Source organism: Erythrobacter sp. (assembly GCF_038133525.1).
Lineage (GTDB): Bacteria > Pseudomonadota > Alphaproteobacteria > Sphingomonadales > Sphingomonadaceae > Qipengyuania.
Genome location: NZ_JAYPTL010000011.1, coordinates 36307 through 60917 on the forward strand (window position 1 = coordinate 36307; position 24611 = coordinate 60917).

Below are 24611 nucleotides of genomic sequence, written 5' to 3' on the forward strand. Positions count from 1 at the left end.
ATCCCTAATCCGAAGCTTTTTCGAACAGCCCGCGGGCCAGTGCAATATCGAGCGGAGGCTTCTCGAGCGAGCCGAGTTCGCTTGGCGAAAACCACCCCACTATACCACCCTCAAGTGCCGCCACCGGGGCCCCTGACCATTTCGATTTGTAAAGGAGTATGACAAGCTGTTTGGCCGCGCCATTCGGTAGGTCCTGTGCAAATCCTGCCGGTTCAAGCTCTTCTAGAACCAACTCCAATCCAAGCTCCTCCTTGATCTCCCTGACCAAGGCAAACGACGGACTTTCCCCGATTTCCACCTTTCCGCCGGGAAACTCCCACAAGCCTCCGTGATGCTTTTCTAGCGGCCTGCGATGCATCAGCCAGCGGCCAGCATCATCGAATAGCGCCAGCGCCACCACACATGTCCATGTCGGGATTTTTTCCAAACTGCACCGCTCTTTCAAGACTTTCTTAACTCTCAGGCCAGTATCTAGTCGACGTCAGCTTCGACACAGTGACGAGTGGGGCAACGTTGCAATGGTCAAATTCCTCAAGAAATTGGGACACGACACCAGCGGCGCCACGGCCGTCGAGTACGGACTGATACTTGCTCTCATCTTCCTAGCGATGATCGGGGGCGTCCAGGCTTTTAGTGCGCAAACGATCAAGATGTGGACCGATATCAGGACCACCATCGAGACCGCAGTCGGAGCCTGAAGAAGACGGTGCAGCGGGTGTTAGGGAATTTTCAACACCTCAAGCACAAAACGATGATCGCTCGAGCCGGGGTTTCGGGGAGAGCCGGGAACGAAGACTGAACCAGGAGACGTAACATGAAGTTCATCAAGAAGCTGCGCCGCAACGAAGAAGGCGCCACCGCTATCGAATACGGTCTGATCGCTGCCCTGATCGCTGTTGCTGCGATCACCGCCATGCAGAGCCTCGGCACCCAGCTTTCGACCACGTTCAACAAGGTAAGCACCGAATTGACCAACGCGAACACCGCCTAAGTAGCCTTCGCATTATAGAAAAGGCGGCAGGAGCGATCCTGCCGCCTTTTCCTTTGCCTGAGCGAAAGGTCGAGCATCGGCTCCCGCGCACGACGATCTTGACCTTCTGGCCCGCAATCACGCCGTCATTGGCGCCTAGGCCATTCAAGACCCGGAAGCGCTCCACCTGATTGTCGGAATAGGCCATACGTGACGCCAGGCTGGCCACCGTATCACCACTGCGAACCGTGATCACATCGATCACCCGCGGAATTATGTTCCCAGCCTGCTGCGCAGTGATCCGGCGCATCGATGAAAACATCCCATTGAAAGTCGAAGCCTGGCCAGCCGGCGTGATGGCTAGGAAATGGTAGGCACGATCGCTGGCGAATTCATAAGCGAACACTGTCACGTCGACCTGGTTGCCACCCGAAGCTACCCGCGCGGTGCCGTAGGCCGCCGGCAATCCATTCACCGAGGTCCGCTGGATTGACGACGGGGTTACCTGTTGCTGGTCGCTCAATCCTGCGAACACAGCCTGCACATATGTGTTCAGATTGCCGTTATACTGACCCATCGAGAGCTGCGCCTTGCCGCTCTGCCCATTCACCGTCACCGCGCGGGTGCCATTGACCATGAAGAAGCCCTGCGGCGCGGTGAACGCAAAACGAAGTTCGGGGTGGATGAACTCCCTACCCTCGATCACCCCCTGCTTGGGATCGTCGCCATAGAGCAGGCCGTCGATACGCGTCAGGAAGGTGTCGCGATTGGTAACGCCAGACATCCCCTGTGCCGACGCATTGGCGGTTGCGACCCGGCTGGCCGGATCTGGGTGGGTAGATGCCCACTCGGGAATCGTTGCATTGTCACGCCCTTGCAGGCGGGCATCGAGCGCATTCTGCGCCGCGAGACTCTGCAGCACCGTGGCCATGGCATGTGGGTCATAGCCTGCCTGATTCAGATAGCGGACGCCAAGCGTATCGGCTTCAAGCTCCTGCGTCCGCGAGAACTTGAGGGTCAGCAGTTGCGAGCCCTGCATCAGCGTCTGGCCAAGCTGCTGGCCCAGACCGGAATTGCCGAGCAGGATGCCCGAAAGGATCGCCCCGGCAGCACCCAAGAGATTGTTGCGCTGTGCCGCGGCCTGCCGCCTTTGCGAATGGCGGGCAGCCACGTGGCCGACCTCATGTCCCAGGACGCCGGCAAGCTCGGCCTCGTTGTTCATCAGCGCGACCAATTGGCGCGTGGTGTAGATATAGCCACCGGGGATCGCGAAGGCGTTGTTCACCGGACTGTTCAGCAGTGAAACGGTAAACGAATCGCGCGCGTTACCCAAACCGGACTGCACGGCAATGTTCTTGCCCACCTGCTCCACGTAGACCGCCTGCGAACCGGTCATCGCGCCGCCGAACTCAGCGAGCAATTCGGGATGCGCTTCGGCACCCGCTTGCGCTTCGGATTGCGTGATGGGCGCGCTGGAATCGGGGATTGGCCCGCCCACGCAGCCTGAAAGAGAAAGGGACAAGGCGGCAGTAGTTATGATCAGCTTCAGCTTGGTGCGCGACATTCCGGACTCCCCATGAGTCGGCGCGGCGCCACAGCGCCGTCCGTAAGTTCGTGTATGAATTGCAGAACAGGTGGCGGGACCGATTGGTTCCCGCTCCCGTCAACCGGCGATCTGAAGGAAGCGCTCTTCACGCATGCGCCGAAGTTCGTCACCTCCGAAGCGGGACAGCTTGTCCAGCTCCTCCCCAATCGCGGTGCCCAAGGCATTTGCCGCACCCTGCGGATCGCGATGCGCACCGCCTATTGGCTCAGCCACAATGCGGTCGATCACGCCGAGTTCGGCGAGGTTTTGCGCGGTGACTTTCATCGCTTCCGCCGCATCGGGCGCCTTCTCGGCGGTGCGCCACAGAATCGAAGCGCAGCCTTCGGGTGAGATCACTGAATAGATTGCGTGTTCGAGCATGAGCACACGTTCCGCGCTTGCCAGCGCGACCGCACCACCCGAACCACCTTCTCCAACGATCGCCGCAACCATCGGCACACAAAGCGCCAGGCAGGCCTCGGTCGAACGCGCGATGGCTTCGGCCTGACCGCGTTCTTCTGCTTCGACACCGGGAAATGCACCAGACGTGTCGACCAGTGTGACCACCGGCAGGCCAAAGCGGCCGGCCAGTTCCATCAGGCGTATCGCTTTGCGATAGCCTTCAGGTTTGCCCATTCCGAAATTGTGGCGGATGCGGCTGGCCGTATCATTGCCCTTTTCGTGCCCGATCAACACGACCTTGCGCCCATTGAGCTTGGCGAAACCGCCCAAGATCGCCTCGTCATCGCCGTAGCAACGGTCGCCGCCAAGCGGGACGAACTCCTCGAACGCATACTCGACGTAGTCACGAAAATGCGGGCGTGCCGGGTGGCGGGCCACCTGGGTCTTCTGCCAGGGCGTCAGCGACTGGTATGTGCTCGCCAGGAGGTCCGCGCTCTTCTTCTCGAGACGTGCGAGTTCCTTGGAGATATCGACATCGTCACCCTCGGCCGCATTGCGCAATTCGGCGATGCGCTGCTCGAGCTCGGCGACGGGCTTCTCGAATTCGAGATAGGAAATCATCGGCACGCGCTAGTCTGATGCGGCGCGGCGTGCAAGCGGATGCCGCTCATTTACCAGCTTCACCAGCCGCTCGGCGTCGACATGGGTGTATATCTGGGTGGTGGAAATGTCCGCATGGCCCAGCAGGGTCTGTAGGGCCCTAAGGTCCGCCCCACCCTCGAGCAAATGCGTGGCAAAGGCATGGCGCAGCACGTGGGGACTGAGTTTCTCCGGCGGCAGGTCCGCGCGGACGGCAAGCTCTTTGAGCATCTGGAACAGGCGGACGCGCGAGATATGGCTGTTGCGCGACGGAAACAGCCACGGGGACCCCGTCTCACGGAGCGCAAGCCAGCGCGACATTGCCGCCTTAGCGCGTTGACTCACCGGTACCATCCGGGCCTGCCCCCCCTTGCCCGTAACCGTCAGGAAGGGCGCATCGCGCGGAACGGCAGAAAGTGGCAGTGAGACCAGTTCAGTGGCACGCAAGCCTGAGCCATAGAGCAGCTCAAGCAACGCCAAGAGACGCACCGGCGACGGTTGATCGCCTTCCGCTTCACGCTCAGCCTGGCCGAAAAGTGCATCGACCTGCTCATGTGAGAGGATCTTGGGAAGTGGACGGCGCATCGCTGGTCGCGGCAGTGCATGGGTAGGATCGTCTGTGCGCAATCCTTCATCGACCATGAAGCCATAGAACTGGCGCAAGGCCGAGATCTTCCGCGCCACGGTTGCAGGCGCCAAGGCCGACCAACCCTGCGCAAGCCGTGCTAGATGCGACGGTTTGGCATCATCCAACGAGCGACCCAACATCTCTTCAGCCTGCTCAAGATCGCGGCCATAGGCGAGGATCGTGTTGCGCGCCGCTCCACGCTCGGCAGCGAGCATGGCGAGGAAATCGGGGACGGCGCTCACGTCAGGCGCGCGCGACCGCCTCCGCGGCGATCATGCGGGCTTCCGCCTCCAGTCCAACGCGGCGGAGTGAGGAAACGATGTGGAACAGGTGCCGAGCGGTCATCCGGTCCCAGCTATCGCCCTGCATGCCAAGTCCGGCCAACAGGGCAACCAGTGTTGGATTGCCGACCCGCGCAGCGCCATCAATGGCTCGCGTCCAACGAGTTTCACCACCCAGGCTAATCGACAGCTTGCCGCTGTATTCATTGATCGTCGCCTGATCGAGACGACCAAGGCCGGCAAGACCAGCGAGCAGCATTCGCGACTTGCGCTGCCCCGATGAACCATCATCGTCGAGGAAGTTGTCCATCTCCCCATCGGTCACTGCCTGGCGCCGGTTAGGCGCGGCAATAGCCAATAGCGCCCAGCCGACCGAACCCTGCTCGACCACATTGGCCCACAGCATCGCATCGCGATCGAGTCCGGCGCTAAGCATCGATGCTATCAATTCGCCCGCATCATCCGAAAAATCCTCCTGCGCGGGCAGGCGGGCTGCAGCATAGGCGGTCAGAACCATGCGCCCGTAGGCGAAGCCACCGGCATCGCTCCACACATCGCGGATCGCGGCCAGCCGCGCTGCCGGATCGGTACCGACATAGGCTTCGCGCAGGCGCGCAGCACGGGTTGCCGCATCGCTATCCCCGCCGCCCTCGGCATGGATTTGGCCATATAGGTCAACCATGGCCGAAGCGGAAAGAATGCCGCTCTGTCCAGCAACGTCTGAACCAGCCACACGTTGAAGGAACGGCAGGGCCGGCGTTACCGCAGCGCTCTTGAGCAGAGCGGGTGTCAGATCGTCGATCAGCCCTTCGGGGACCGGTTCGCTCAGTGCATTGGCCAGTGCAAAACGCCAAGGGGTGATATCCGAGACGTCGTCCCACTCGATGGTCACAGCCTTGCCGCCTGTCCCCGCAGCGCCGGCAAATCGTTGTGCCAGGAGAACATCGATTGCGGCCATCTGGCCGCTGTTCTGCAGCCTTCTCAGATCGTTCTGGGCGCGTGTCTCTTCGCCCGCGAAGGCAGCGCAAATGCCCGAAAGCATCTTCCATTGCGCATCCTCGCGGTCAGTGCGCACCAATCTGACTGCAGGGCACGCACCGACAATGTCCGCTGTGCCAATATAGGCATCGATCGCCGCGGCGGCGAGCGCGGGCGAGTAGTTGGCGGTGTCGATATCCTGCACCAGCGCACGAGCCACCGAATATTCGCCCATCATATTGAGCGTGCGCACCCGCAGGGTCGCAAACTCGACAGGGTCCATGCCTTCGGGCGCAGCCAATCGGCTCGCGAGCGCCCGACGCAGCAATATGTGCCCCCAGCGCGAAACCATCGGCTTGTTGGTGCCCTTGAGCGCTGCCCGGACCAGTGCGGCGGGCTGCTTGGCCAGCGAACCGCCGGGCAACCCGCCTTCGCTGGTGGCGAGAACACCCGCTCGCTCCATCGAGCGCCGAGCCGCCGCAGGGATATCCGCACTCGGCTTGAGCCCAAGGAAATCGTCGAGCTCGTCGGTCGACATCTCCTCGAGCTCCTCGAGCGTCGGGAGCTTGGTCAGATCGAAGCCGGCAACTGCGGGCGCTGCGTCCTCACCTGTCGGAAGAGCCTGCACCACTTCGCCTGGACGAACGGGAGCCGACGCGGTCGGAGATGCGACCGGGGCCTGGGTGGCCCGAGGGGCCGGCACGGGAGCGGGGGCTGGCGCGGGCGTATCAAAGCCAGGGGGTAACAGATCCTCCGGCGCAGACTGCGCGAGGACCAGCGACGAGGTCAGCGCCAGTACCGCACCACCGATCAACCAACCAGATTTCATCGCGCACTCTCCGGCAGTTCCACCGCCTGCTCGATCGGATGCAGCGGCTCTTCACCCCCATCGATCAACGCCAGCGCACACAATAGCAAGAACAGCAACGCCAGCACGCCTCCGATCCGCTTCCTGCTCATGACCAAGTTTTTCGCGTCCCGTTCCAAGTGCTGATACCTTGCCCGCGCCCTAGCCCATCTCTAGGCACGGCGGCAATGACCCACGCGCTCACCTTGACCGATGCGGAGATCGCCGGGATCGCGCGCCGGCTCGACCGGCCGGTGGTTCTGGTCGGGCTGATGGGTGTGGGCAAATCTACCATCGGCAAGCGTATCTCCGCGCTATTGGGCACCGATTTCGTCGATGCCGACGAGGAAATCGAGCGCGCGGCGGATCGATCAATCCCCGAAATCTTCGCCGACTTTGGTGAAGCCTATTTCCGTGACGGCGAACGCCGCGTGATCGCACGATTGATGGAGGAGCATCACGGGGTGATCGCCACGGGTGGCGGCGCCTTTGTCGACCCCGAAACCCGCGCATTGATCCTCGAACGTGGGCTTGCCGTCTGGCTGGACTGTGCAATCGACACGCTGGTTGCACGGACTGCACGTCGCGATAATCGGCCCTTGCTCAAGGACGGCGATCCACACGAGATCCTGTCACGGTTGCGCGAACAACGCGGGGATGCCTATGCGGAGGCGCAGATCCATGTGCTTACCGATGACGGTCCGCACAACGAAACCGCATATCGCATCCTGGAGGCGATCGACGCATGGCTATGATCCCGGTTGAACTGGCCGGCCGCAGCTATCAGGTACTCGTCGGGCATGGCCTGCTCGACGATGCCGGTACTCATGCGCGGAAGTTCCTGCGCAAGGCACGCGTTCCCGTGGTGGCCGATGCCAATGCCTGGGCCGCGCATGGTGAGCGGCTGATCGGAGCGTTTGCCTCCGAGGGTTTCGAAATCGCCCTCTATGTGGTCGAGCCCGGTGAAGGTTCGAAGAGTTGGGACAGCCTTGCACGATTGGTCGACTGGCTGCTGGCGGAAGGCGTCGAGCGTGGCGACCATGTCCTAGCTCTGGGCGGGGGCGTGGTTGGCGACCTCACCGGTTTCGCCTGTTCGATCCTCAAGCGTGGTTGCGGCTTTGTGCAGCTGCCCACCACCCTGCTTGCGCAGGTCGACAGTTCGGTCGGCGGCAAGACCGCCATCAACACCAGCGCAGGCAAGAACCTTGTCGGGGCCTTTCACCAGCCTTCGCTGGTACTCGCCGATCTCGACACCCTCGCCACCCTGCCTCCGCGCGAGCTGCGCGCCGGTTATGCCGAGGTGTTGAAATACGGCGTGCTGGGTGACGTGGACTTCTTCGAATGGCTCGAAGGCCAGGGCGCGGCGGTGGTCGGGCTTGAGAGCAAGGCTCTTGAACGCGCTGTCGCCGACAGCGTCGCCGCCAAGGCCCGCATCGTGGCGGAGGACGAGCGCGAAACCACGGGAACGCGTGCGCTGCTCAATCTCGGCCACACCTTCGGCCACGCCTTGGAGGCGGAGACCGGCTTTTCCGACCGCTTGCTCCACGGCGAAGGCGTTGCGCTCGGCATGGTCCTGGCGGCACGCTATTCTGCGCGCCGCGACCTGATTTCCGATGCCGAAGCGGAACGCGTCGCTCAAGCCGTCACCAGCGCAGGCCTCCCGGCAGAAGTTTCGGACCTCGGCTTGGCCTGCGACGGCAAAGCCCTGGTCGCGCATATGCTGCACGACAAGAAGATGGATGCGGGCACCCTGCCCTTCATCCTGCTGCGCAGCATTGGCGAAGCATTCGTCGCCAAGGATGTTGCGCTGGATGATGTCGCCGGTTTCCTCGACGGTCAGCTTTCCACCACCTGATTCCGCATCATTGCTGCGCAGCATTTATCAACGTCGCTGACCGAAGATTGCGAGACAGGCCGGTTGTCAGCCGTTATCCCCCTGCCCAAACGGACAAATTGGGGGGATGGCGATGACACTGGCCGAAGCGACGCCTGAGCTGGAAAACGTGAGCCAAACCGACAGGGCCTTCCTCGGTCATCCCAAGGGCCTCGGTTATCTCGCATTTACCGAGGCGTGGGAGCGGTTCTCCTTCTACGGCATGCAGGCGCTGCTGGTCCTCTACATGACCAAGTCGCTGCTCCTTCCCGGCAATGTCGAACAAGTCGCCGGAATAGAACAGCTCCGATCGATCTTCGGCGGCATCGACGGGCAACCCTTCGCCAGCGCGATCTTCGGAACCTATGCAGCGAGCGTCTATCTCACCCCCATCCTCGGCGGCTGGCTGGCGGACCGCGTGCTTGGCAAGCGGCGGACGGTGCTGATTGGCGCGGTCACCATGGCCATCGGCCACTTCCTGATGGCGTTCAATGTGACCTTCCTGCTCGCCTTGCTCTGCCTCATCCTTGGTTCGGGCATGTTCAAGGGAAATATCGCTAGCCAGGTCGGCAGCCTCTACAAGCCCGAGGACCTGCGCCGCGCGGACGCCTTCCAGATCTTCTACCTCGCCATCAATGCCGGCGTCATCGCCAGCCCGCTGATCGTCGGCAGATTGGGTGAAACGCTGGGCTGGCACTACGGCTTCGGAGCCGCAGGTGTCGGCATGCTGGTGGGACTGGGCATCTACCTGGCTGGGCAGAAGTACCTGCCGGCGGAACATTTCGACGTTCCAGCAAGGACCGCCAAGCCATCCGAGCCGATGTCGCGCAATGATTGGCTGGCGACCATCGCGCTCATCTTGTTGATTCCCGTCCTTGCGGTCGGGATCGTACCCAACAACCAGATATTCAATGCCTATCTCGTGTGGGGCGACCGCGATTTTGCGCTCTACTGGGGCGGCGAAAAGCTGCCGACCACATGGCTGATCACGCTCGACGCGGTGGTGTCGGTGAGCTTTCTCGCCATCGTCGCAGCCTTCTATCGCTGGTGGAAGACCAAATGGCCCGAGCCCGACGAGCTCACCAAGATCATCATCGGCTCGCTGTTTTCGATCGGGGGGATGGCCTGCCTCTACCTCGCTGCCTCAACCACTCCGGTCGGCGAAAAAATCGGGTTGTTCTGGCCGGTTATGTTCCATGTCGTGAACTCCATCGGCTTCGCACACATGCTGCCCGTCAGCCTTGCGCTCTTCGCGCGGCTCGCGCCCAAACAGATCAACGCCACGGTAATCGGCCTCTACTACCTCTCGCTGTTCGGTGCGAATTCGATGGTCGGTTGGGTCGGCGGCTGGTTCGAGACCATGCCGGTCACGCGGTTCTGGCTGATCCACATGGGCTTTGCCGCCGCTTCCGGCTTCGTCTTCGCACTGTTCAAGCTTCTCCTGGCGCCGCGACTGATGCATGATGCCGCGCCGGAGGACGCCGCACTCGCATGACCCGTTTCGTCGATCTCTCGATCCCCATCACCAATGACGTGATCTCCGACCCGGAGGTGATGCGACCGAAGATCACCTACATGACCCACGAGAACACCTGGCAGCAGATTGCCATGTTCTTTCCGGGGCTGGAGAAAGACGATCTGCCCGACGGCGAAGGCTGGGCGGTGGAGGTGCTCGAACTGTCGACCCACAACGGCACGCATATGGACGCACCGTGGCATTTCCATTCGACCACCGACAATGGGGCAAGCCCTGCGCCGAGCATCGACGAGGCGCCGCTCGATCGCTTCTTTCGTCCGGGTGTGAAGCTCGATTTTTCGCACCTGCCCCACGGACATGTCGTGACCGCTGCGGAAGTCGAGGAAGCTTTCGACCGGATCGGATACACTCTGCAGCCGCTCGACATCGTGCTGGTGCAGTCGGGCGCCGTGTATGGCACCGAGAATTTCACCGACCAGGGCGTGGGCCTTGGCGCCGAAGCGACCCTATGGCTGACCGAGCGCGGGGTCGAAGTGGTTGGGACCGATGCGTGGAGCTGGGACGCGCCCTTCAGCCACACTGCCCGCCGCTGGGCCGAAAAACGCGATCCGGCAATTATCTGGGAAGGCCACAAGGCGGGACGCATTCGTCCCTATTACCAGATAGAAAAGCTGACCAATCTCGCCTCGCTACCCAGCCACGGCTTTATGTTCAGCTGCTTCCCGGTGAAGATCGAGCGCGCTAGTGCCGGCTGGATTCGGGCAGTGGCGATGATGGACGATTAATGTCTGAGGACTTCAAACTCTTCCGCGTCGAACGGCAGGATCATGTCGCCACGATCACAATCGACAGGGCTGATCGGCGCAATGCGTTGACCCCGGAGATGCTCGTTTGCCTGCGCGAGATCGCAGAATCCATGAGAGGTGATGGCGTTACACGGGCTGTCATCATCCGTGGCGAGGGCACCGATTTCAGCGTGGGTGCCGATATTGAAAGAATGGGTGGCGAAGCGCCACCTGTGGCCGTGATGCGCCGTGTTGCGCAGAATGGTGCACTAATGATCCGCGCAATTCGCGAAATCCACCAGCCTACCATTTGCCTGGTTCGGGGTGTCGCGACGGGTGGCGGGGCCTGCATCGCATCGGCATGCGATTTTCGGATCGGAACGCCTGATGCGCGGATAGGCTATGGCGAAGCGAAGCTGGGCATCAATCTGATGTGGCACGCCTTGCCGCTCGCGATTCAAACGGTGGGGCTCTCACGAGCCAAGCGAATGGTGATGACAGGCGAACTGTTTGCTTCGGACACGATGCTGGATTGGGGATTTCTCGATGAGATTGCACCTGACGGCGAGGCCGAGGAACGCGCCATGCAAATGGCACAGTATTACGCGGCCTTGCCGCCTGTCGCGGTCCAGATGATCAAGCGAAGCGCCAATGCCTGGGCAGGTGCCCTGGATCAGGCTGTGATGCACGCGGATGCCGATCAGTGGTTGCTCGCGACCCGCACAGAGGACTTTCGCGAGGCTATTGTTGCTTTCCGCGAGAAACGGCCCGGGAACTTCACCGGCGATTGAACCCACGCAGAATTGGCCAAGGCGGCCCTTGACTGGTCGTTAGAACAGGCGCGATCCTTCGGGCACCTTCACGTCGGGCGCGAACAGCACGACTTCGCCAGCCTGGTCGGCGAACCCCAGCGTCAGCACTTCGGACATGGCCGGGCCGATCTGGCGCGGCGGGAAGTTGACCACAGCGGCCACCTGGCGGCCGGGCAACTCGTCGATCGGATAATTCGCCACGATCTGCGCGCAGCTCTTCTTGACCCCGATAGTCGGCCCGAAGTCGATCTGCAGACGATAGGACGGCTTGCGCGCCTCGGGAAACTCCTCCGCGAACAGGATCGTGCCGATGCGAATATCGACCTTGAGGAAATCCTCGAACCCGATTTCGTCCGCGGCGGGCGCCGAAGGGTCATGGAGGAGGTGCATTACTCGAGCTCCAGGATCACCGCGTCGACCGCCAGGCTATCGCCCTCAGCAGCGTTGATCTTTGCCACCGTCGCCTGCTTTTCGGCACGCAGGATGTTTTCCATCTTCATCGCCTCCACCGTGGCGAGCGGTTGGCCCGGCTGGACCTCTTCACCCTCGCCCACGTGCAGCTTCACCAGCAGGCCCGGCATCGGGCAGATGAGCAGCTTCGAAAGGTCAGGCGGGATCTTCTCGATCATATGTTCGGCAAGGTGCGCGATCCGGGCCGGAAGGACGCGCAACTGGTGGGTCGCGCCACGGGTGGTGATGGCATAGCCGGCGCGGGTGCGCGCCAGCTGCAATGTCAGCCCTTCGCCCGCAACCTCCTCGTCCCCGCCCAGCTCGACATCTACCATCGCATCGCCAGGCGTGTATTCCATCGACAGCGCCACGGGTTCGCCATCGACGGTGATGGCCTCTTCCTCCAGGCTGACGGCATAGTCCGTGTCGCCAATGCGCACGGCCCAGTCGCCGGGCGGCAGCATGGTGCCATCGAGCTGCTGGTCGATCCGCCGCGCACGATCTGCATCGGCGGTAGCGATCACGCCACCGATTGCAGCAAGGCCCCGCCGCAGTTCTGTCGATGCTGCAGCGCCATAAAAACCCTCTGGGTATTCTTCGGCGATAAAGCCGGTGGTCAGTTCACCCGAGCGGAAGCGCGGGTGCTGCATGATCGCGCTGAGAAAATCGACGTTATGGCCCAGCCCTTCGATGCGGAAAGCGTCGAGCGCCTGCACCTGCAGGTCGGCCGCTTCATCGCGGGTTTCACCCCAGGTGACCAGCTTGGCGATCATCGGGTCGTAGAACATCGACACCTCGCCTCCCTCGAACACGCCATCGTCGACGCGGATGCCGCCAACGCCGCGACGGCCGTTCTCCGCCCCGTCATCGGCCCACGGTTCGACCGGAGGCTGGTAACGCACCAGCCGGCCCGTGGAAGGCAGGAAGCCGCGATACGGGTCTTCGGCGTAGACTCGGTTTTCGATCGCCCAGCCGTCGATCTTGACCTCGTCCTGCGTGATCGAGAGCTTTTCGCCCGACGCGACGCGGATCATCTGCTCGACGAGGTCGATGCCGGTGATCGCTTCGGTTACCGGGTGTTCGACCTGCAGCCGGGTGTTCATTTCGAGGAAATAGAAGCTCTCCCCGCTCGGATCCGCGCCGCTGACGATCAACTCGACCGTGCCTGCACTGTAATAACCCACCGCGCGCGCCAGCGCGACGCACTGCTCCCCCATGGCTTTGCGCATCTTGGGCGTGACGAAAGGCGACGGCGCTTCCTCCACCACCTTCTGGTGGCGGCGCTGGATGCTGCATTCGCGCTCGTTGAGGTAGAGAATGTTGCCGTGCTGGTCGCCGAGGATCTGGATCTCGATGTGGCGCGGATTGAGGATGAACTTCTCGATGAACACGCGGTCGTCGCCGAAACTGTTCAGCCCTTCGCGCTTCACGCTTTCGAAGCCCTCGCGCACATCGGTTTCATTATAGGCCAGGCGCATGCCCTTGCCGCCGCCGCCCGCACTGGCCTTCATCATCACCGGATAGCCGATCTCGTTGGAGATACGCACCGCGTGCTCGGTATCCTCGATCTCGCCCACGAATCCGGGGACAACATTGACCCCCGCTTCCTTGGCCAGCTTCTTGGACTCGATCTTGTCCCCCATCGCGGCGATCGCGCCCACCGGCGGGCCGATGAAGGCGATGTTTTCCTTCGCCAGCGCCTCTGCAAAGCTGGTGCGTTCGGAGAGGAAGCCGTAGCCCGGATGCACGGCCTCGGCCCCGGTCTGCTTGCAGGCAGCGATGATCTTGTCCGCGATCAAGTAGCTTTCGGCCGCAGGCGCTGGGCCGATATGCACTGCTTCATCCGCCATCCGCACGAACGGCGCGCGGGCATCGGCATCGGAATAGACCGCCACGGTCTGGATACCCATGCGGCGCGCGGTCTTGATGACCCGGCATGCGATTTCGCCGCGATTGGCGATGAGGATTTTTTTGAACATGTTATTTCTTCCGCAAGTCTCGAATTAACGCGAGTACCGCAGGCCCCATCGATTCCGGACAACCCCAATAATCGAAGATGCCGCCAACGCTGCTGTTCTGTCCGCAAGTAACGAAGACGCCCGTGCCTAGCGCAGATTTTATGGTGCTGGCCAGCCAGCCAACGAAGCCGGAATTGTCTTGCCCCTCTTCGAAATGGAAGCACCAGATAGTAAACGGTTCACGCGAATTAGGACCCGCGGGCACCAGAAAAGACCATACGTCGTTATCGCGCACGGACGCCAAGCAGTCGCTTGGCATCGTAAATGGCGCGCTGATTGAGGTCTCGATGAACTCGTACGGACGATCGAACAGCGTCAATCGTGCATCTGCAATTACACGGCGTAGACGAAGGTCGGTCTCCACTGCTGTTTCGTACGACACACTGACCATTAGGCTGCGGCTCCCATGGGTCGCTCCGCCTCCGCCACCTTGCACGCCCGCATCGGTTCTTCCTGCTGGAGCGCGGTCAGCCCCAGCTTGGCGAACAGCGCGGCGTCGCTGTCGTCACCCGCGTTGGGTGCGGTGAGCAGTTTGTCGCCGGTGAAGATCGAGTTCGCGCCGGCGAGGAAGCACAGCGCCTGCGTTGCTTCGCTCATGCTTTCGCGCCCGGCGGACAGGCGCACCATGCTCATCGGCATCGTGATCCGCGCCACAGCCACAGTGCGGACGAACTCGATGTCGTCGATCTTGGCGAGCGGCGTATCGGCCAGCATGTCGCCCAGCACCGTGCCCTTGACCGGCACCAGCGCGTTGACCGGCACGCTTTCGGGATGCTGCGGCAGCGTAGCGAGCGTGTGGACGAAGCCGACGCGATCCTCGCGCGTCTCGCCCATGCCGACGATCCCGCCCGAACAGACATTGATCCCCGCCGCACGGACATTGGCCAGCGTGTCGAGCCGGTCCTCCATCTTGCGGGTGGAGATGACGCGCTCGTAATATTCCGGGCTGCTGTCGATATTGTGGTTGTAATAGTCGAGCCCCGCCTCGGCGAGCATGTCGGCCTGTTTCGGCGTGAGCATGCCCAGCGTCATGCAGGTTTCCAGCCCCATCGCGCGCACGCCCTTCACGATCTCGACGATCGCGGGCATGTCGCGGTCCTTGGGATTGCGCCAGGCGGCACCCATGCAGAAGCGCTGGCTGCCTGCATCCTTGGCCTGCGCTGCCTTCTGGAGGATCGACTGGACCTCCATCAGCTTGGTCGCCTCGACCCCGCTATCGGCCTTCACCGACTGCGAGCAATAGCCGCAATCCTCCGGGCAGCCGCCGGTCTTGATGCTGAGCAGTGTGCAGAGCTGCACCTGCTCGGGCGGATGGAACTCCCGGTGCACGCTCGCTGCACGGAACAGAAGTTCGGTAAAGGGGAGATCGAACAGGCCCGCGATTTCATTGCGTGTCCAGTCGGTGCGAACTTGGGTCATACGGGTTTCCTGGCGAGATAAAGGCCAACCGCCATCACGGCGATGCCCAACAGCCGTTTTGGCGTCAGGGCGCTCTGGATTGCTCCGAGCCAGCCGAAATGGTCGATGGCCGCGGCTGCGACGATCTGGCCAAGCAGCACGAAAAAGATCGCATTGCCCAGCCCTATGCGGGGGGCGGCATAGGCAACCGAGGTGGCATAGAACAGCATGAAAATCGCGCCAAACCAGATATATGGCGTTTCGAAGGTGAAGGCCGCGCGCGACGGGACACCGGTCAGACCGACCAGCACCAGCGCGATGACGAGCCCGACCGCAAAGGTAACTGCCGTCGCTGCCATCGGTCCTCCAAGCTGCTTGCTGAGGCCGGAGTTGAATGCAGCAAACGCCGGAATCCCGATCCCGGCTGCAAACATCATGGCTGCGACGGGCAAGAAAGCGCCCGAAGTGGGTCCGCTCACTCGGCTGCCTCCATTTCCTCGCCTGCGGGCGGCATGTTGTGGCCCAGCAGGCGCAGCATGTCGGCGGCGCATTCAACCACGTTTGAGCCCGGGCCATAAATGCCCTGCACCCCGGCGCGCTTGAGGAATTCGTAGTCCTGCGCCGGGATCACCCCGCCGGCAGTGACCTTGATATCGGCCCGCCCCGCCTCGCGCAGCAGCTCGATCAGTTCGGGAATCAGCGTCTTGTGCCCTGCCGCGAGGCTCGAACATCCAACCGCATCGACGCCATTTTCCAGCGCCATGGCGCAGGTTTCCTGCGGGGTCTGGAACAGTGGACCTGAAAGCACGTCGAAGCCCATGTCGGCGAAGGCGCTGGCGATCACATTGGCGCCCCGGTCGTGGCCGTCCTGGCCCATCTTGGCGACCATGATCCTGGGCTTGCGCCCGAGCCGCCGCGCGACCGCCTCTACCCCCTCGACCACCTGGGCATAGCGGCTGTCACCGGCATAGGCGGAGGCATAGATGCCCTTCACCGGGCGCGGCATTGTATCGTAGCGACCGAAGGCGGCCTCCATCGCGGCGGAAATCTCGCCCAGCGTCGCGTCTTGGCGAGCGCATTCGACCGCGCGGGCAAGCAGGTTGATATCACCCTTGGCCTGCATTTCCGCGACCACCGAAGGCGGCAAGGGACCGCCCTTCTCATCACGCCCATCGGCCAGCGCGGCGCGAGCCGCGCGCGGATCGGCGGCGGCCGCTTCGGTCAGCGCCTTGAGCGCCGCCTGGCATGCGGCCTCATCGCGCCCGCCCCGCACCCGTTTGAGCCGCGCGATCTGCGCCTCACGCACCGCGTGGTTATCAACCTCGAGCGTTTCGATCGGGTCCTCTTCCGCCTTGCGGTACTTGTTGACGCCGACGATCACCGTCTCACCCCGGTCGATGCCGGTTTGCTTCTGCGCGGCGGCGGTTTCGATCGCAGCCTTGGGCTTGCCGGTGCCGACATAGGCGGTCATCCCACCCGCAGCGTCGACCTCCTCGATCAGCGCCCAGGCATCATCCACCAGCTGCTTTGTCAGCGCCTCGACGTAGTAGCTGCCGCCGAGTGGGTCGACGACGTTACAGATGCCGCTTTCCTCCTGGATCACCAACTGGGTGTTGCGCGCGATGCGGGCGGAAAAATCGGTCGGCAGCGCGATGGCTTCGTCCAGCGCATTGGTGTGGAGCGACTGGGTCCCGCCCAGCACGCTAGCCAGCGCTTCGATCGTGGTGCGGATAACGTTGTTGTAGGGGTCTTGCTCCTGCAGCGACACGCCACTGGTCTGGCAGTGCGTGCGCAGCATCTTGCTGCGTTCGCTCTTGGCGCCCAGCCCGTCCATCACCCGCCACCACAGCGTGCGCGCGGCGCGCAGCTTGGCGACTTCCATGAAGAAGTTCATCCCGATGCCAAAGAAGAACGACAGGCGACCGGCGAACGCATCGATATCCAGCCCCGCGGCCATGGCGCGCTGGGCGTATTCCTTGCCGTCGGCGATGGTGAAGGCCAGCTCCTGCACCGCCGTCGCCCCAGCCTCGTGCATGTGATAGCCCGAGATCGAAATACTGTTGAATTTCGGCATGTTGGCCGATGTATATGCGATGATGTCCGAAACGATCCGCATGCTTGGTTCGGGCGGATAGATGTAGGTGTTGCGGACCATGAACTCCTTGAGGATGTCGTTCTGGATGGTCCCGTCCAGCTTGTCCTGCGACACACCCTGCCGCTCCGCAGCGACGATGAAGAAGGCCAGCACCGGGATCACCGCGCCATTCATGGTCATGCTGACCGACATCTGGTCGAGCGGGATCTGGTCGAACAGGATCTGCATGTCGGCGACCGTGTCGATCGCCACGCCCGCCTTGCCGACATCGCCCACCACGCGTGGGTGGTCGCTATCATAGCCACGGTGCGTTGCGAGGTCGAAGGCGACCGACAGGCCCTTCTGCCCCATGGCGAGGTTGCGGCGATAGAAGGCGTTCGATTCCTCGGCGGTCGAGAAGCCGGCATATTGGCGGATCGTCCATGGACGGCCCGCATACATGCTGGCCCGCACCCCGCGCGTAAAGGGCGCGAAGCCCGGCAGGCCGGGATCCTCGGCCACGTCCTCGCCGGTGTAGAGCGGCTTGATCGTGAAGCCTTCGGGCGCATGCCAGTAGAGGTCCTTGCCGCGAACCTCCTTCTCGGCGAGCGCTTTCCAATCGGCGGGGGTCGGTCTGTCGGTCATGTCGTCCTCAGGCGGCGGCGCTCGGGCGGGCGCTTACCTGTTCGTGCCAGCGGTAAAGCGCGCCGTTTTCGGGGGATGGCCCACAGCCCACGAAGGTCGCGAAATCGACCGTGGTGAGCAGCAGGATGTCGGCCATGGTATAGCTGTCACCCGCCAGGAATTCGCGGTTCTCGAGACTGCGATCGAAGAAGGCGAAAGCATCGGCGACGCGCGGCACATTGGCCTCACCCCACTCGGCATTGCGGCCAGGCAGGGCGGCGGTGAACGCATGGGTGTGGATCCAAACCTGCCCAACCGGGATCATCGCGATCATCTCGACCCGGCGGCACCACATCTCGATCAGCCCGATTTCCGTCGGCGTGGTGCCGAACAGCGCAGGTTCCGGATGGAGCGCCTCAAGGTACCGGCAAATCGCGACGCTTTCGGCAATCACGGTGCCGTCATCGAGTTCGAGTGCAGGGGTCTGCCCACGCGGGTTGAGCGCGAGATATTCGGGTGACTTGTGCTCACGCGCGGGGATCGAAAGCTCCTTTGACGGCAGCTCGATCCCCTTCTCCGCGGCGAAGATACGCACCCGGCGCGGGTTGGGCGCAGGGTTCGGTGAGTCGTAGAACAGCATCAGCAGCCCTTGAACTCGGCCTTGCGCTTCTGGAGGAAGGCCATGCCGCCCTCCATCGCGTCCTGGCTGGCTCCAGCGATCCGCTGACCTTCCGCCTCGGCAAGGAACACCTCGGTGATATTGCCGTCCATCGCGGTGGCGATATTGCGCTTCATCGTTGCGTAGGCGAGCGTCGGGCCGTTCGCGAGCTTCTCGGCCAGCGCCTTGGCTTCGGCCAGCAGCGTATCGTCATCGCATGCCTTGTAGATCAGGCCCCATTCCTCCGCCTGCTCGGCGCCGATCTTTTCGCCCAGCATCATCATGCGGGTGGCGCGAGCGCGGCCGATGGCGCGGCTTAGCAGCCAGGTCGAACCGCCATCAGGCACCAGGCCGATGTTGACGAATGCCTGGAGGAAATAGGCGCTCTTGCCGGCGAGCACGAAATCGCCCGCCAGGGCAAGCGAACAGCCCACGCCGGCCGCAGGGCCGTTGACCGCGCAGACCACCGGCACCGGCGCGCGCAGCACCAGGTTGACCGCGGGGTTGTAGTGGTTCTGAAGCGCACGGTGGCTGCCGCCCTTGTTCTGCAGCGCGCTGCCCTCACCCCGGGCAGCAAGGTCGGCACCCGAACAGAAACCCTTGCCCGCACCGGTGATCAGCACCGCACGCGCATCGCCCAGATCATAGAAAGCCGCGCCGATCTCGTCCGCCATCTGCGGCGGCATCGCGTTGAGCCGTTCGGGCCGGTTGAGCGTAATGGTGAGCAGCGGTCCTTCGCGCTCGACGATAATGGTTTCGTAGGACACGTGTTTCTCCCTCGAACCCTCCGCAGCGGGAGGGGTTTGCCTTAATTCGACCAGTGCGAGTCGCCCTTGGGCGTCTCCATGATTTCGGTAAGCTGGCCCATCATATCCTTCGGGTGAAGGAAGAAGATCGGCGTGCCGTGTGCGCCGATGCGGGTGGGGCCAAGGATGCGCTTGCCCATCCCTTCGAACCAGCTGCGCGCTTCCTCGATATCCTCGACTTCGTAGCACAGGTGATGCTGCCCGCCCGACGGGTTGTTCTCGAGGAACTTGGCAATCGGGCTGTCCGGGCCGAGCGGTTCAATCAGTTCGATCTGCGTGCCATGCGTGTCGTTCTCGCCGGGCGTATCGACGAAACAGACCTTCACTCCCTGCGCCTCCAGGTCGAAGGGCTTGTGGAATGAGGTCGCGCCCATGACATCACGGTAATAACGGATCGATTCCTCGATCGAAGGCGTCGCGACGCCGACATGGTTGAGACGGCCGAGTTTCATTTAATAATTCCTGTCAGTTCCAAGCCGATTGAAATCACACACAGGCTGGCAAAAACCCAGAAAAGAGCAGCCATTGCCTTTTGCCAAACGACCGCCATGCCAAAGTTGGAATCTCTCGAGCTGATTGGCCTGGGTTCAACCGAATCTACCCAATCCTTCGGAATCTCACCGGCAGATGACCAGCGCTCCGCCAATCTCCACAACCAGAGACCAAATACCGCAAGTAGGGCGGCAAAGAAGGCTTTGGCGATAATCATAGCGGAATATTGTCGTGCTTTTTCCACGGGTTATCAAGCTGCTTGCCACGCAGCTTGCGTAGGCCCAGCACGATGCGTTTCCGGGTCGAATGTGGGTAGATCACCTCGTCGATATAGCCGCGCTGCGCGGCGACGAAGGGGTTGGCAAAGCGGTCTTCGTATTCCTTCGTCTTCTCGGCAATCTTGTCGGGATCGTCGCGGTCCTGGCGGAAGATGATCTCCACCGCACCCTTGGCACCCATCACCGCGATTTCCGCGGTGGGCCAGGCGTAGTTGAGATCGCCACGCAGGTGTTTTGAGGCCATCACGTCATAGGCGCCGCCATAGGCCTTGCGGGTGATCACGGTGATCTTGGGCACGGTCGCCTCGGCATAGGCGAACAGCAGCTTGGCGCCGTGCTTGATGATGCCGTTGTGCTCCTGCGCCGTGCCGGGCAGGAAGCCGGGCACATCGACAAAGGTCAGGATCGGGGTTTCGAACGCATCGCAGAAGCGCACGAAGCGCGCGGCCTTCTTCGAACTGTTGATGTCGAGCACGCCCGCCAGCACCATCGGCTGGTTGGCGACCACGCCCACCGTGCGCCCTTCGACCCGACCGAAACCGCAGATGATGTTGCCCGCATGCGCAGGCTGGATCTCGAAGAAATCGCCTTCATCCAGCACCTTGCGGATGACTTCGTGCATGTCATAGGGCTGGTTGGCGTTGTCGGGGATCAGCGTGTCGAGGCTTGGTTCCTCACGGTCCCAGGCGTCGGCCGTGGGACGCTCGGGCACTTCCTCGCGGTTCGACAGCGGCAGGTAGTCGAAGAAATCGCGGGTCGCGAGCAGCGTCTCAATGTCGTTCTCGAAGGCAACGTCGGCGACCGAGGTCTTCGTGGTATGCGTCACCGCCCCGCCCAGTTCCTCTTGCGTCACGACTTCGTTGGTGACCGTCTTCACAACGTCAGGACCGGTGACGAACATGTAGCTCGAATCCTTCACCATGAAGATGAAGTCGGTCATCGCCGGCGAATAGACCGCGCCACCCGCGCAAGGGCCCATGATCAGGCTGATCTGCGGCACCACACCACTGGCCAGCACGTTGCGCTGAAACACCTCGGCATAGCCGCCCAGCGATGCCACGCCTTCCTGGATGCGCGCACCGCCGCTGTCATTGAGGCCGATGACCGGCGCGCCGACCTTCATCGCCATGTCCATGACCTTGCAGATCTTCTCCGCATGGCGCTTCGAAAGCGAGCCGCCGAAAACGGTGAAATCCTGCGAGAACACGAAGACGAGCCGGCCGTTGATCGTGCCCGATCCGGTGACCACGCCATCGCCGGGGACCTTCTGGTCCTCCATCCCGAAATCCATGCAATCGTGCTCGACATAGGTGTCGAGCTCTTCGAAACTGTCCTCGTCCAAGAGGATATCGAGCCGTTCGCGTGCGGTCAGCTTGCCCTTGGCGTGCTGCGCGGCAATGCGCTTTTCACCCCCGCCCATGCGTGCAGCGGCGCGGCGGCGTTCCATTTCGGCGATATTGGCGGACATCCTCGCTCCATCGGCAATTTCGGAAAGCATGCACTTGGCCACCGCTGCACGCCGAGTCCAATGCAAAGTTGCAAAGTTGCAAAGTCAGTATTTGCAAACTAGCCTACCGGCCCATGTCGACCCGTCGCCGCCTCTTCGCCGGAGAACGCCTGCGCCGCCTGCGCGAAACCCGCGCCATGCGCCAGGCGGATTTTGCGCAAGCATTGGGGGTCAGCGCGTCATATCTTTCGCAGCTCGAAAACGACCAGCGCCCATTGACGACCGCTCTGATCGAGCGCTTGGCGGAACTGTTTCCGCTCGATTGGGAAGATCTCGGTACCGACCGTGCGGAGCGCCTGACCGTGGCGCTGCGCGAAGCGGCGGCGGACCCGCTGTTCGCCGAACCGATCGCGCCCGATCAGATCGCCCGCATCGTCGAGCAGCAACCGGCCCTGGCCGAACGCTTCGTTGCCTTGCATGAGGCCTATCGTCGCACCGGACAGCGGCTGGAAATGGTCGACGAAGCGCTTTCTGCCGACAATGCCGGCGGGGCGCGGCTGCCATGGGAAGAAGTGCGCGACTGGTTCCATGTGGCGAACAATTACGTCGACACGCTCGACCGCGCCGCCGAACAGCTGGCGCAGCAATTGCGAGGGCGGGCGCCCTCCCCCAGCGTCGAAGCGATCGAACATCACTTGCGCAGCGCTCTGTCGATCTCGCTGATCTACTCGGGGCAGTCGGGCTTGCGCAGCTATGACGCGGAAATGGCGCACCTCGTCATCGACCCGGGCCAGCCTGCGGAAAGTCGCCGCTTCCAGCTGGCGCACCAGCTCGTTTCGCTTGCATTGCGCGACGAGATCCTGGGGGTCGTCGAGGAAGCAAGGCTTCCCAATGCCGCTTCGCGCCAGCTGCTGTTCGTGGGGCTCAGCAACTACGCCGCCGGGGCGCTGCTGATGCCCTATGAGAACTTCCGTCGCACCGCACGCGAGTTGCGGCACGATATCGACCGGATCGCGCAGGTCTTCGGCACCAGTTTCGAACAGACCTGCCACCGCCTCTCGACCCTGCAGCGCGACGGTGCGCGCGGCGTGCCGTTCTTTTTCTGTCGGGTCGACATGGCGGGCAATATCACCAAGCGCCATTCGGCGACCCGGCTGCAATTCGCCCGCTTTGGCGGCGCCTGCCCGCTATGGATCGTGCATGAGGCAGTGGCGGTTCCCGACCGCATCCTCGTCCAGCTCGCCGAAACGCCTGACGGGCTACGCTACGTCTCGATGGCCAAGGGGCTGGTGAAGCCTTCGGGCACCTTCGAACGCCCCCCTCGACGCTATGCCGTGGCGCTCGGCTGCGAAGTGCGTCACGCGGCCGAATTCATCTATGCTGATGGGCTCGATATCGCTTCGGGCCGCAACGTTACGCCGATCGGCCTCTCGTGCCGCATCTGTCCTCGCGCAGATTGCGACCAGCGCGCCTTTCCGCCCAGCGACCGCCCCATCGCGGTCGACCCGGACCAGCGCGGCGTGGTCCCCTATCGCTTCGGCTAAGCGCTCCGCAGCGCGCTGATCAGGAACTCTACGTTACCCTCGGGGCCCGTAATCGGACTTTCGACGATACCCTGCACTTCGAAGCCGAGCTCTTCGACCCAACTGCGCACTTCATCGCAGACACGCGCGTGGAGCGCAGGGTCGCTGACAACGCCCTTCTTGCCGACTTCTTCACGCCCGACCTCGAACTGCGGCTTGATCAGCGCAACGAGGCGACATTCCGGGGCTGCGAGTTCAAGCGGGCGCTCGAGCACCTTGGCGAGCCCGATGAAGCTCGCGTCGCACACCACCCAATTGCACGGCCGGTCGATCATTTGCGGCGTGAGGATTCGCGCACTGGTCTGTTCGAGCACGGTGACGCGCGGGTCCTGCCGCAGCTTCCAGGCAAGCTGGTTGGTCCCCGAATCCACTGCGAAGACATGCGCTGCCCCGCCTTGCAGCAGGACATCGGTGAAGCCCCCGGTCGAACTGCCGATATCCATTGCGGTGACGCCCGTCGGATCAAGCCCGAAATGCTCGATCGCATGGGCAAGCTTGATCCCGCCCCGGCTGACCCAGGGGTGGTCGCGCCCGCGCACCTCCAAGGGCGTATCTTCCGCCAGTTGCTGCCCCGGCTTCGCCAGCTTGGTCTCGCCCGAAAAGACCAACCCGGCCATCACGAGAGCCTGCGCCCGCGTGCGGCTTTCCACCAGCCCACGGTCCACCAGCATCTGATCGAGGCGCATCTTCTTAGCCATTGGAAAGATTGCGCCTAGCGGGCATTGAAGCACTATGAAACCGATCTTCGCCCATTTGACAGGCGCGATTGCGCTGAGCTTTGCCATCGCGGCCTGCGTACCGACGCCGCCACCCGCACCGCCGCCTGCTCCCAAACCTTCACCCGTGGTGGAGATACCCAAGCCCGCCCCGATGCCGGCACCAATGCCGACAGAGACGAACTGGATCGATTTCCCGCAAACGAAGGGAAGCTGGACCTATGCTGCAATTGCCGGTGGCACCATGGCGCGCTTCGCAGCGGCGAACGGCGGTCCCCTGTTTGCGATCCAATGCGTGGCAAGCGACAGGCGTGTCGCCCTGATCCGCTATTCTCCCGGAATAGCGGCAGGGGGCGCAATGATGATTCGGACCGAAAAGGCGAATCGTGCCCTGGCCACCGAAGCCGCGAATGGGCAGAATTCTACCACTGCCCCCCTCGCCGCGCGCGATCCGCTGCTTGATGCGATCGCTCTCACGCGCGGGCGATTCGCAGTCGAGGTTGCCGGTACCCCCGCCCTGTATTTGCCCAACTGGGCGGAGGTTACGCGGGTTATCGAAGACTGCAGGTGAAACGAAAAAGGCCCGCGCAAATCTGCCGGGCCACATCTAACAATTCTGACGTGGGAAAACTTTTTTTCAAGCCTTGAATTAGGCTCTTTCGCGCAACAAATTGACACTCAAGATCAGCGGCGAAACGCGATCTTGGGATCCGGTGAAACGGATTTCTGGCTCACAAGCGCGAAAGGAGGTGATCCGATGTCTCATGGTTCAGCAGAGAGGTCGGCAAGT

Annotated in this window: 27 protein-coding genes; 9 read left to right on the top strand and 18 right to left on the bottom strand. The window is 62.6% G+C overall.

Annotated features, from left to right (window positions below; translation table 11 throughout):
* Positions 1 to 4: 4 nt before the first annotated feature.
* Positions 5 to 427 (bottom strand): NUDIX domain-containing protein, encoded by a 423-nt coding sequence (locus tag AAFM29_RS04485; protein ID WP_341711616.1) that lies wholly within the window; start codon positions 425 to 427, stop codon positions 5 to 7.
* A 91-nt stretch (positions 428 to 518) separates the two neighbouring features.
* On the opposite strand from AAFM29_RS04485, the gene AAFM29_RS04490 reads away from it, so the two are divergent.
* Positions 519 to 698 carry a Flp family type IVb pilin gene (locus AAFM29_RS04490; protein ID WP_341711617.1) on the top strand — a complete coding sequence of 60 codons (180 nt, stop codon included), beginning with the start codon at positions 519 to 521 and terminating at the stop codon, positions 696 to 698.
* 116 nt (positions 699 to 814) lie between these two features.
* Positions 815 to 991 (top strand): Flp family type IVb pilin, encoded by a 177-nt coding sequence (locus AAFM29_RS04495; protein ID WP_341711618.1) that lies wholly within the window; start codon positions 815 to 817, stop codon positions 989 to 991.
* Here AAFM29_RS04495 and AAFM29_RS04500 read toward each other — a convergent pair.
* The 5 genes from AAFM29_RS04500 to AAFM29_RS04520 all read right to left on the bottom strand — a co-directional run bounded on the left by AAFM29_RS04500 (position 948) and on the right by AAFM29_RS04520 (position 6443).
* Positions 948 to 2534: a M48 family metalloprotease gene (locus AAFM29_RS04500; RefSeq protein ID WP_341711619.1), complete on the bottom strand. Its 1587-nt coding sequence runs from the start codon at positions 2532 to 2534 to the stop codon at positions 948 to 950. The genes AAFM29_RS04495 and AAFM29_RS04500 overlap by 44 nt on opposite strands.
* A 99-nt stretch (positions 2535 to 2633) precedes the next feature.
* Entirely contained in the window at positions 2634 to 3578 is a 945-nt protein-coding gene (locus AAFM29_RS04505) for an acetyl-CoA carboxylase carboxyltransferase subunit alpha (protein WP_341711620.1), read from the bottom strand.
* A 9-nt stretch (positions 3579 to 3587) separates the two neighbouring features.
* A complete protein-coding gene (locus AAFM29_RS04510; RefSeq protein ID WP_341711621.1) occupies positions 3588 to 4466 on the bottom strand; it encodes a tyrosine recombinase in 879 nt (292 codons plus the stop codon).
* A 1-nt stretch (position 4467) separates the two neighbouring features.
* On the bottom strand, positions 4468 to 6111 hold the full coding sequence (locus AAFM29_RS04515) for a hypothetical protein (protein ID WP_341711622.1): 1644 nt from the start codon (positions 6109 to 6111) through the stop codon (positions 4468 to 4470).
* Positions 6112 to 6308: 197 nt separating this feature from the next.
* Positions 6309 to 6443 carry a hypothetical protein gene (locus AAFM29_RS04520; RefSeq protein WP_341711623.1) on the bottom strand — a complete coding sequence of 45 codons (135 nt, stop codon included), beginning with the start codon at positions 6441 to 6443 and terminating at the stop codon, positions 6309 to 6311.
* A gap of 75 nt (positions 6444 to 6518) precedes the next feature.
* Here AAFM29_RS04520 and AAFM29_RS04525 point away from each other — a divergent pair, with 75 nt between their 5' ends.
* The 5 genes from AAFM29_RS04525 (at position 6519) to AAFM29_RS04545 (ending at position 11256) form a co-directional block, all read left to right on the top strand.
* Positions 6519 to 7085 carry a shikimate kinase gene (locus AAFM29_RS04525; protein WP_341711624.1) on the top strand — a complete coding sequence of 189 codons (567 nt, stop codon included), beginning with the start codon at positions 6519 to 6521 and terminating at the stop codon, positions 7083 to 7085.
* Positions 7076 to 8185 (top strand): 3-dehydroquinate synthase, encoded by a 1110-nt coding sequence (gene aroB / locus AAFM29_RS04530; RefSeq protein ID WP_341711625.1) that lies wholly within the window; start codon positions 7076 to 7078, stop codon positions 8183 to 8185. The genes AAFM29_RS04525 and aroB overlap by 10 nt, the downstream gene beginning before the upstream one ends.
* 112 nt (positions 8186 to 8297) lie before the next feature.
* A complete protein-coding gene (locus AAFM29_RS04535; RefSeq protein ID WP_371830715.1) occupies positions 8298 to 9698 on the top strand; it encodes a peptide MFS transporter in 1401 nt (466 codons plus the stop codon).
* On the top strand, positions 9695 to 10465 hold the full coding sequence (locus tag AAFM29_RS04540; RefSeq protein ID WP_341711627.1) for a cyclase family protein: 771 nt from the start codon (positions 9695 to 9697) through the stop codon (positions 10463 to 10465). Before AAFM29_RS04535 ends, AAFM29_RS04540 begins: the two co-directional genes overlap by 4 nt.
* Positions 10465 to 11256: an enoyl-CoA hydratase/isomerase family protein gene (locus AAFM29_RS04545; protein ID WP_341711628.1), complete on the top strand. Its 792-nt coding sequence runs from the start codon at positions 10465 to 10467 to the stop codon at positions 11254 to 11256. The genes AAFM29_RS04540 and AAFM29_RS04545 overlap by 1 nt, the downstream gene beginning before the upstream one ends.
* A 39-nt stretch (positions 11257 to 11295) precedes the next feature.
* Here AAFM29_RS04545 and AAFM29_RS04550 read toward each other — a convergent pair whose 3' ends face one another.
* The 11 genes from AAFM29_RS04550 to AAFM29_RS04600 are packed head-to-tail and all read right to left on the bottom strand — an operon-like array spanning position 11296 to position 21543.
* Complete coding sequence (locus tag AAFM29_RS04550; protein WP_341711629.1) at positions 11296 to 11667, bottom strand: tRNA-binding protein; 372 nt, start codon at positions 11665 to 11667, stop codon at positions 11296 to 11298.
* The gene (locus AAFM29_RS04555; RefSeq protein WP_341711630.1) at positions 11667 to 13706 is read right to left on the bottom strand and encodes an acetyl/propionyl/methylcrotonyl-CoA carboxylase subunit alpha; all 2040 of its coding nucleotides are present in this window, start codon (positions 13704 to 13706) and stop codon (positions 11667 to 11669) included. The genes AAFM29_RS04550 and AAFM29_RS04555 overlap by 1 nt, the downstream gene beginning before the upstream one ends.
* Position 13707: 1 nt before the next feature.
* Positions 13708 to 14136 (bottom strand): DUF6196 family protein, encoded by a 429-nt coding sequence (locus AAFM29_RS04560; protein ID WP_341711631.1) that lies wholly within the window; start codon positions 14134 to 14136, stop codon positions 13708 to 13710.
* Positions 14136 to 15164, bottom strand: a complete 1029-nt coding sequence (gene bioB, locus AAFM29_RS04565; protein ID WP_341711632.1) for a biotin synthase BioB — start codon at positions 15162 to 15164, stop codon at positions 14136 to 14138. The genes AAFM29_RS04560 and bioB overlap by 1 nt, the downstream gene beginning before the upstream one ends.
* Positions 15161 to 15622 carry a DMT family transporter gene (locus AAFM29_RS04570; protein WP_341711633.1) on the bottom strand — a complete coding sequence of 154 codons (462 nt, stop codon included), beginning with the start codon at positions 15620 to 15622 and terminating at the stop codon, positions 15161 to 15163. Before AAFM29_RS04570 ends, bioB begins: the two co-directional genes overlap by 4 nt.
* Positions 15619 to 17862 carry a methylmalonyl-CoA mutase gene (gene scpA, locus AAFM29_RS04575; RefSeq protein WP_341711634.1) on the bottom strand — a complete coding sequence of 748 codons (2244 nt, stop codon included), beginning with the start codon at positions 17860 to 17862 and terminating at the stop codon, positions 15619 to 15621. The genes AAFM29_RS04570 and scpA overlap by 4 nt, the downstream gene beginning before the upstream one ends.
* A 7-nt stretch (positions 17863 to 17869) precedes the next feature.
* A complete protein-coding gene (locus AAFM29_RS04580; protein ID WP_341711635.1) occupies positions 17870 to 18481 on the bottom strand; it encodes a glutathione S-transferase family protein in 612 nt (203 codons plus the stop codon).
* On the bottom strand, positions 18481 to 19266 hold the full coding sequence (locus AAFM29_RS04585) for an enoyl-CoA hydratase-related protein (protein WP_341711636.1): 786 nt from the start codon (positions 19264 to 19266) through the stop codon (positions 18481 to 18483). Before AAFM29_RS04585 ends, AAFM29_RS04580 begins: the two co-directional genes overlap by 1 nt.
* Positions 19267 to 19307: 41 nt before the next feature.
* Positions 19308 to 19757, bottom strand: a complete 450-nt coding sequence (gene mce / locus AAFM29_RS04590; RefSeq protein ID WP_173214194.1) for a methylmalonyl-CoA epimerase — start codon at positions 19755 to 19757, stop codon at positions 19308 to 19310.
* Entirely contained in the window at positions 19754 to 20014 is a 261-nt protein-coding gene (locus tag AAFM29_RS04595; RefSeq protein WP_341711637.1) for a hypothetical protein, read from the bottom strand. The genes mce and AAFM29_RS04595 overlap by 4 nt, the downstream gene beginning before the upstream one ends.
* On the bottom strand, positions 20011 to 21543 hold the full coding sequence (locus AAFM29_RS04600; RefSeq protein WP_341711642.1) for an acyl-CoA carboxylase subunit beta: 1533 nt from the start codon (positions 21541 to 21543) through the stop codon (positions 20011 to 20013). The genes AAFM29_RS04595 and AAFM29_RS04600 overlap by 4 nt, the downstream gene beginning before the upstream one ends.
* Positions 21544 to 21656: 113 nt before the next feature.
* Between AAFM29_RS04600 and AAFM29_RS04605 the strand changes: the two genes are divergently transcribed.
* Positions 21657 to 23066, top strand: a complete 1410-nt coding sequence (locus AAFM29_RS04605) for a short-chain fatty acyl-CoA regulator family protein (RefSeq protein ID WP_341711638.1) — start codon at positions 21657 to 21659, stop codon at positions 23064 to 23066.
* Here AAFM29_RS04605 and AAFM29_RS04610 read toward each other — a convergent pair.
* Entirely contained in the window at positions 23063 to 23803 is a 741-nt protein-coding gene (locus tag AAFM29_RS04610; protein WP_341711639.1) for a TlyA family RNA methyltransferase, read from the bottom strand. The genes AAFM29_RS04605 and AAFM29_RS04610 overlap by 4 nt on opposite strands.
* Positions 23804 to 23837: 34 nt before the next feature.
* On the opposite strand from AAFM29_RS04610, the gene AAFM29_RS04615 reads away from it, so the two are divergent.
* Positions 23838 to 24392, top strand: coding sequence for a hypothetical protein (locus tag AAFM29_RS04615; protein WP_341711640.1), 555 nt, complete (start codon positions 23838 to 23840; stop codon positions 24390 to 24392).
* Positions 24393 to 24611 lie beyond the last annotated feature (219 nt).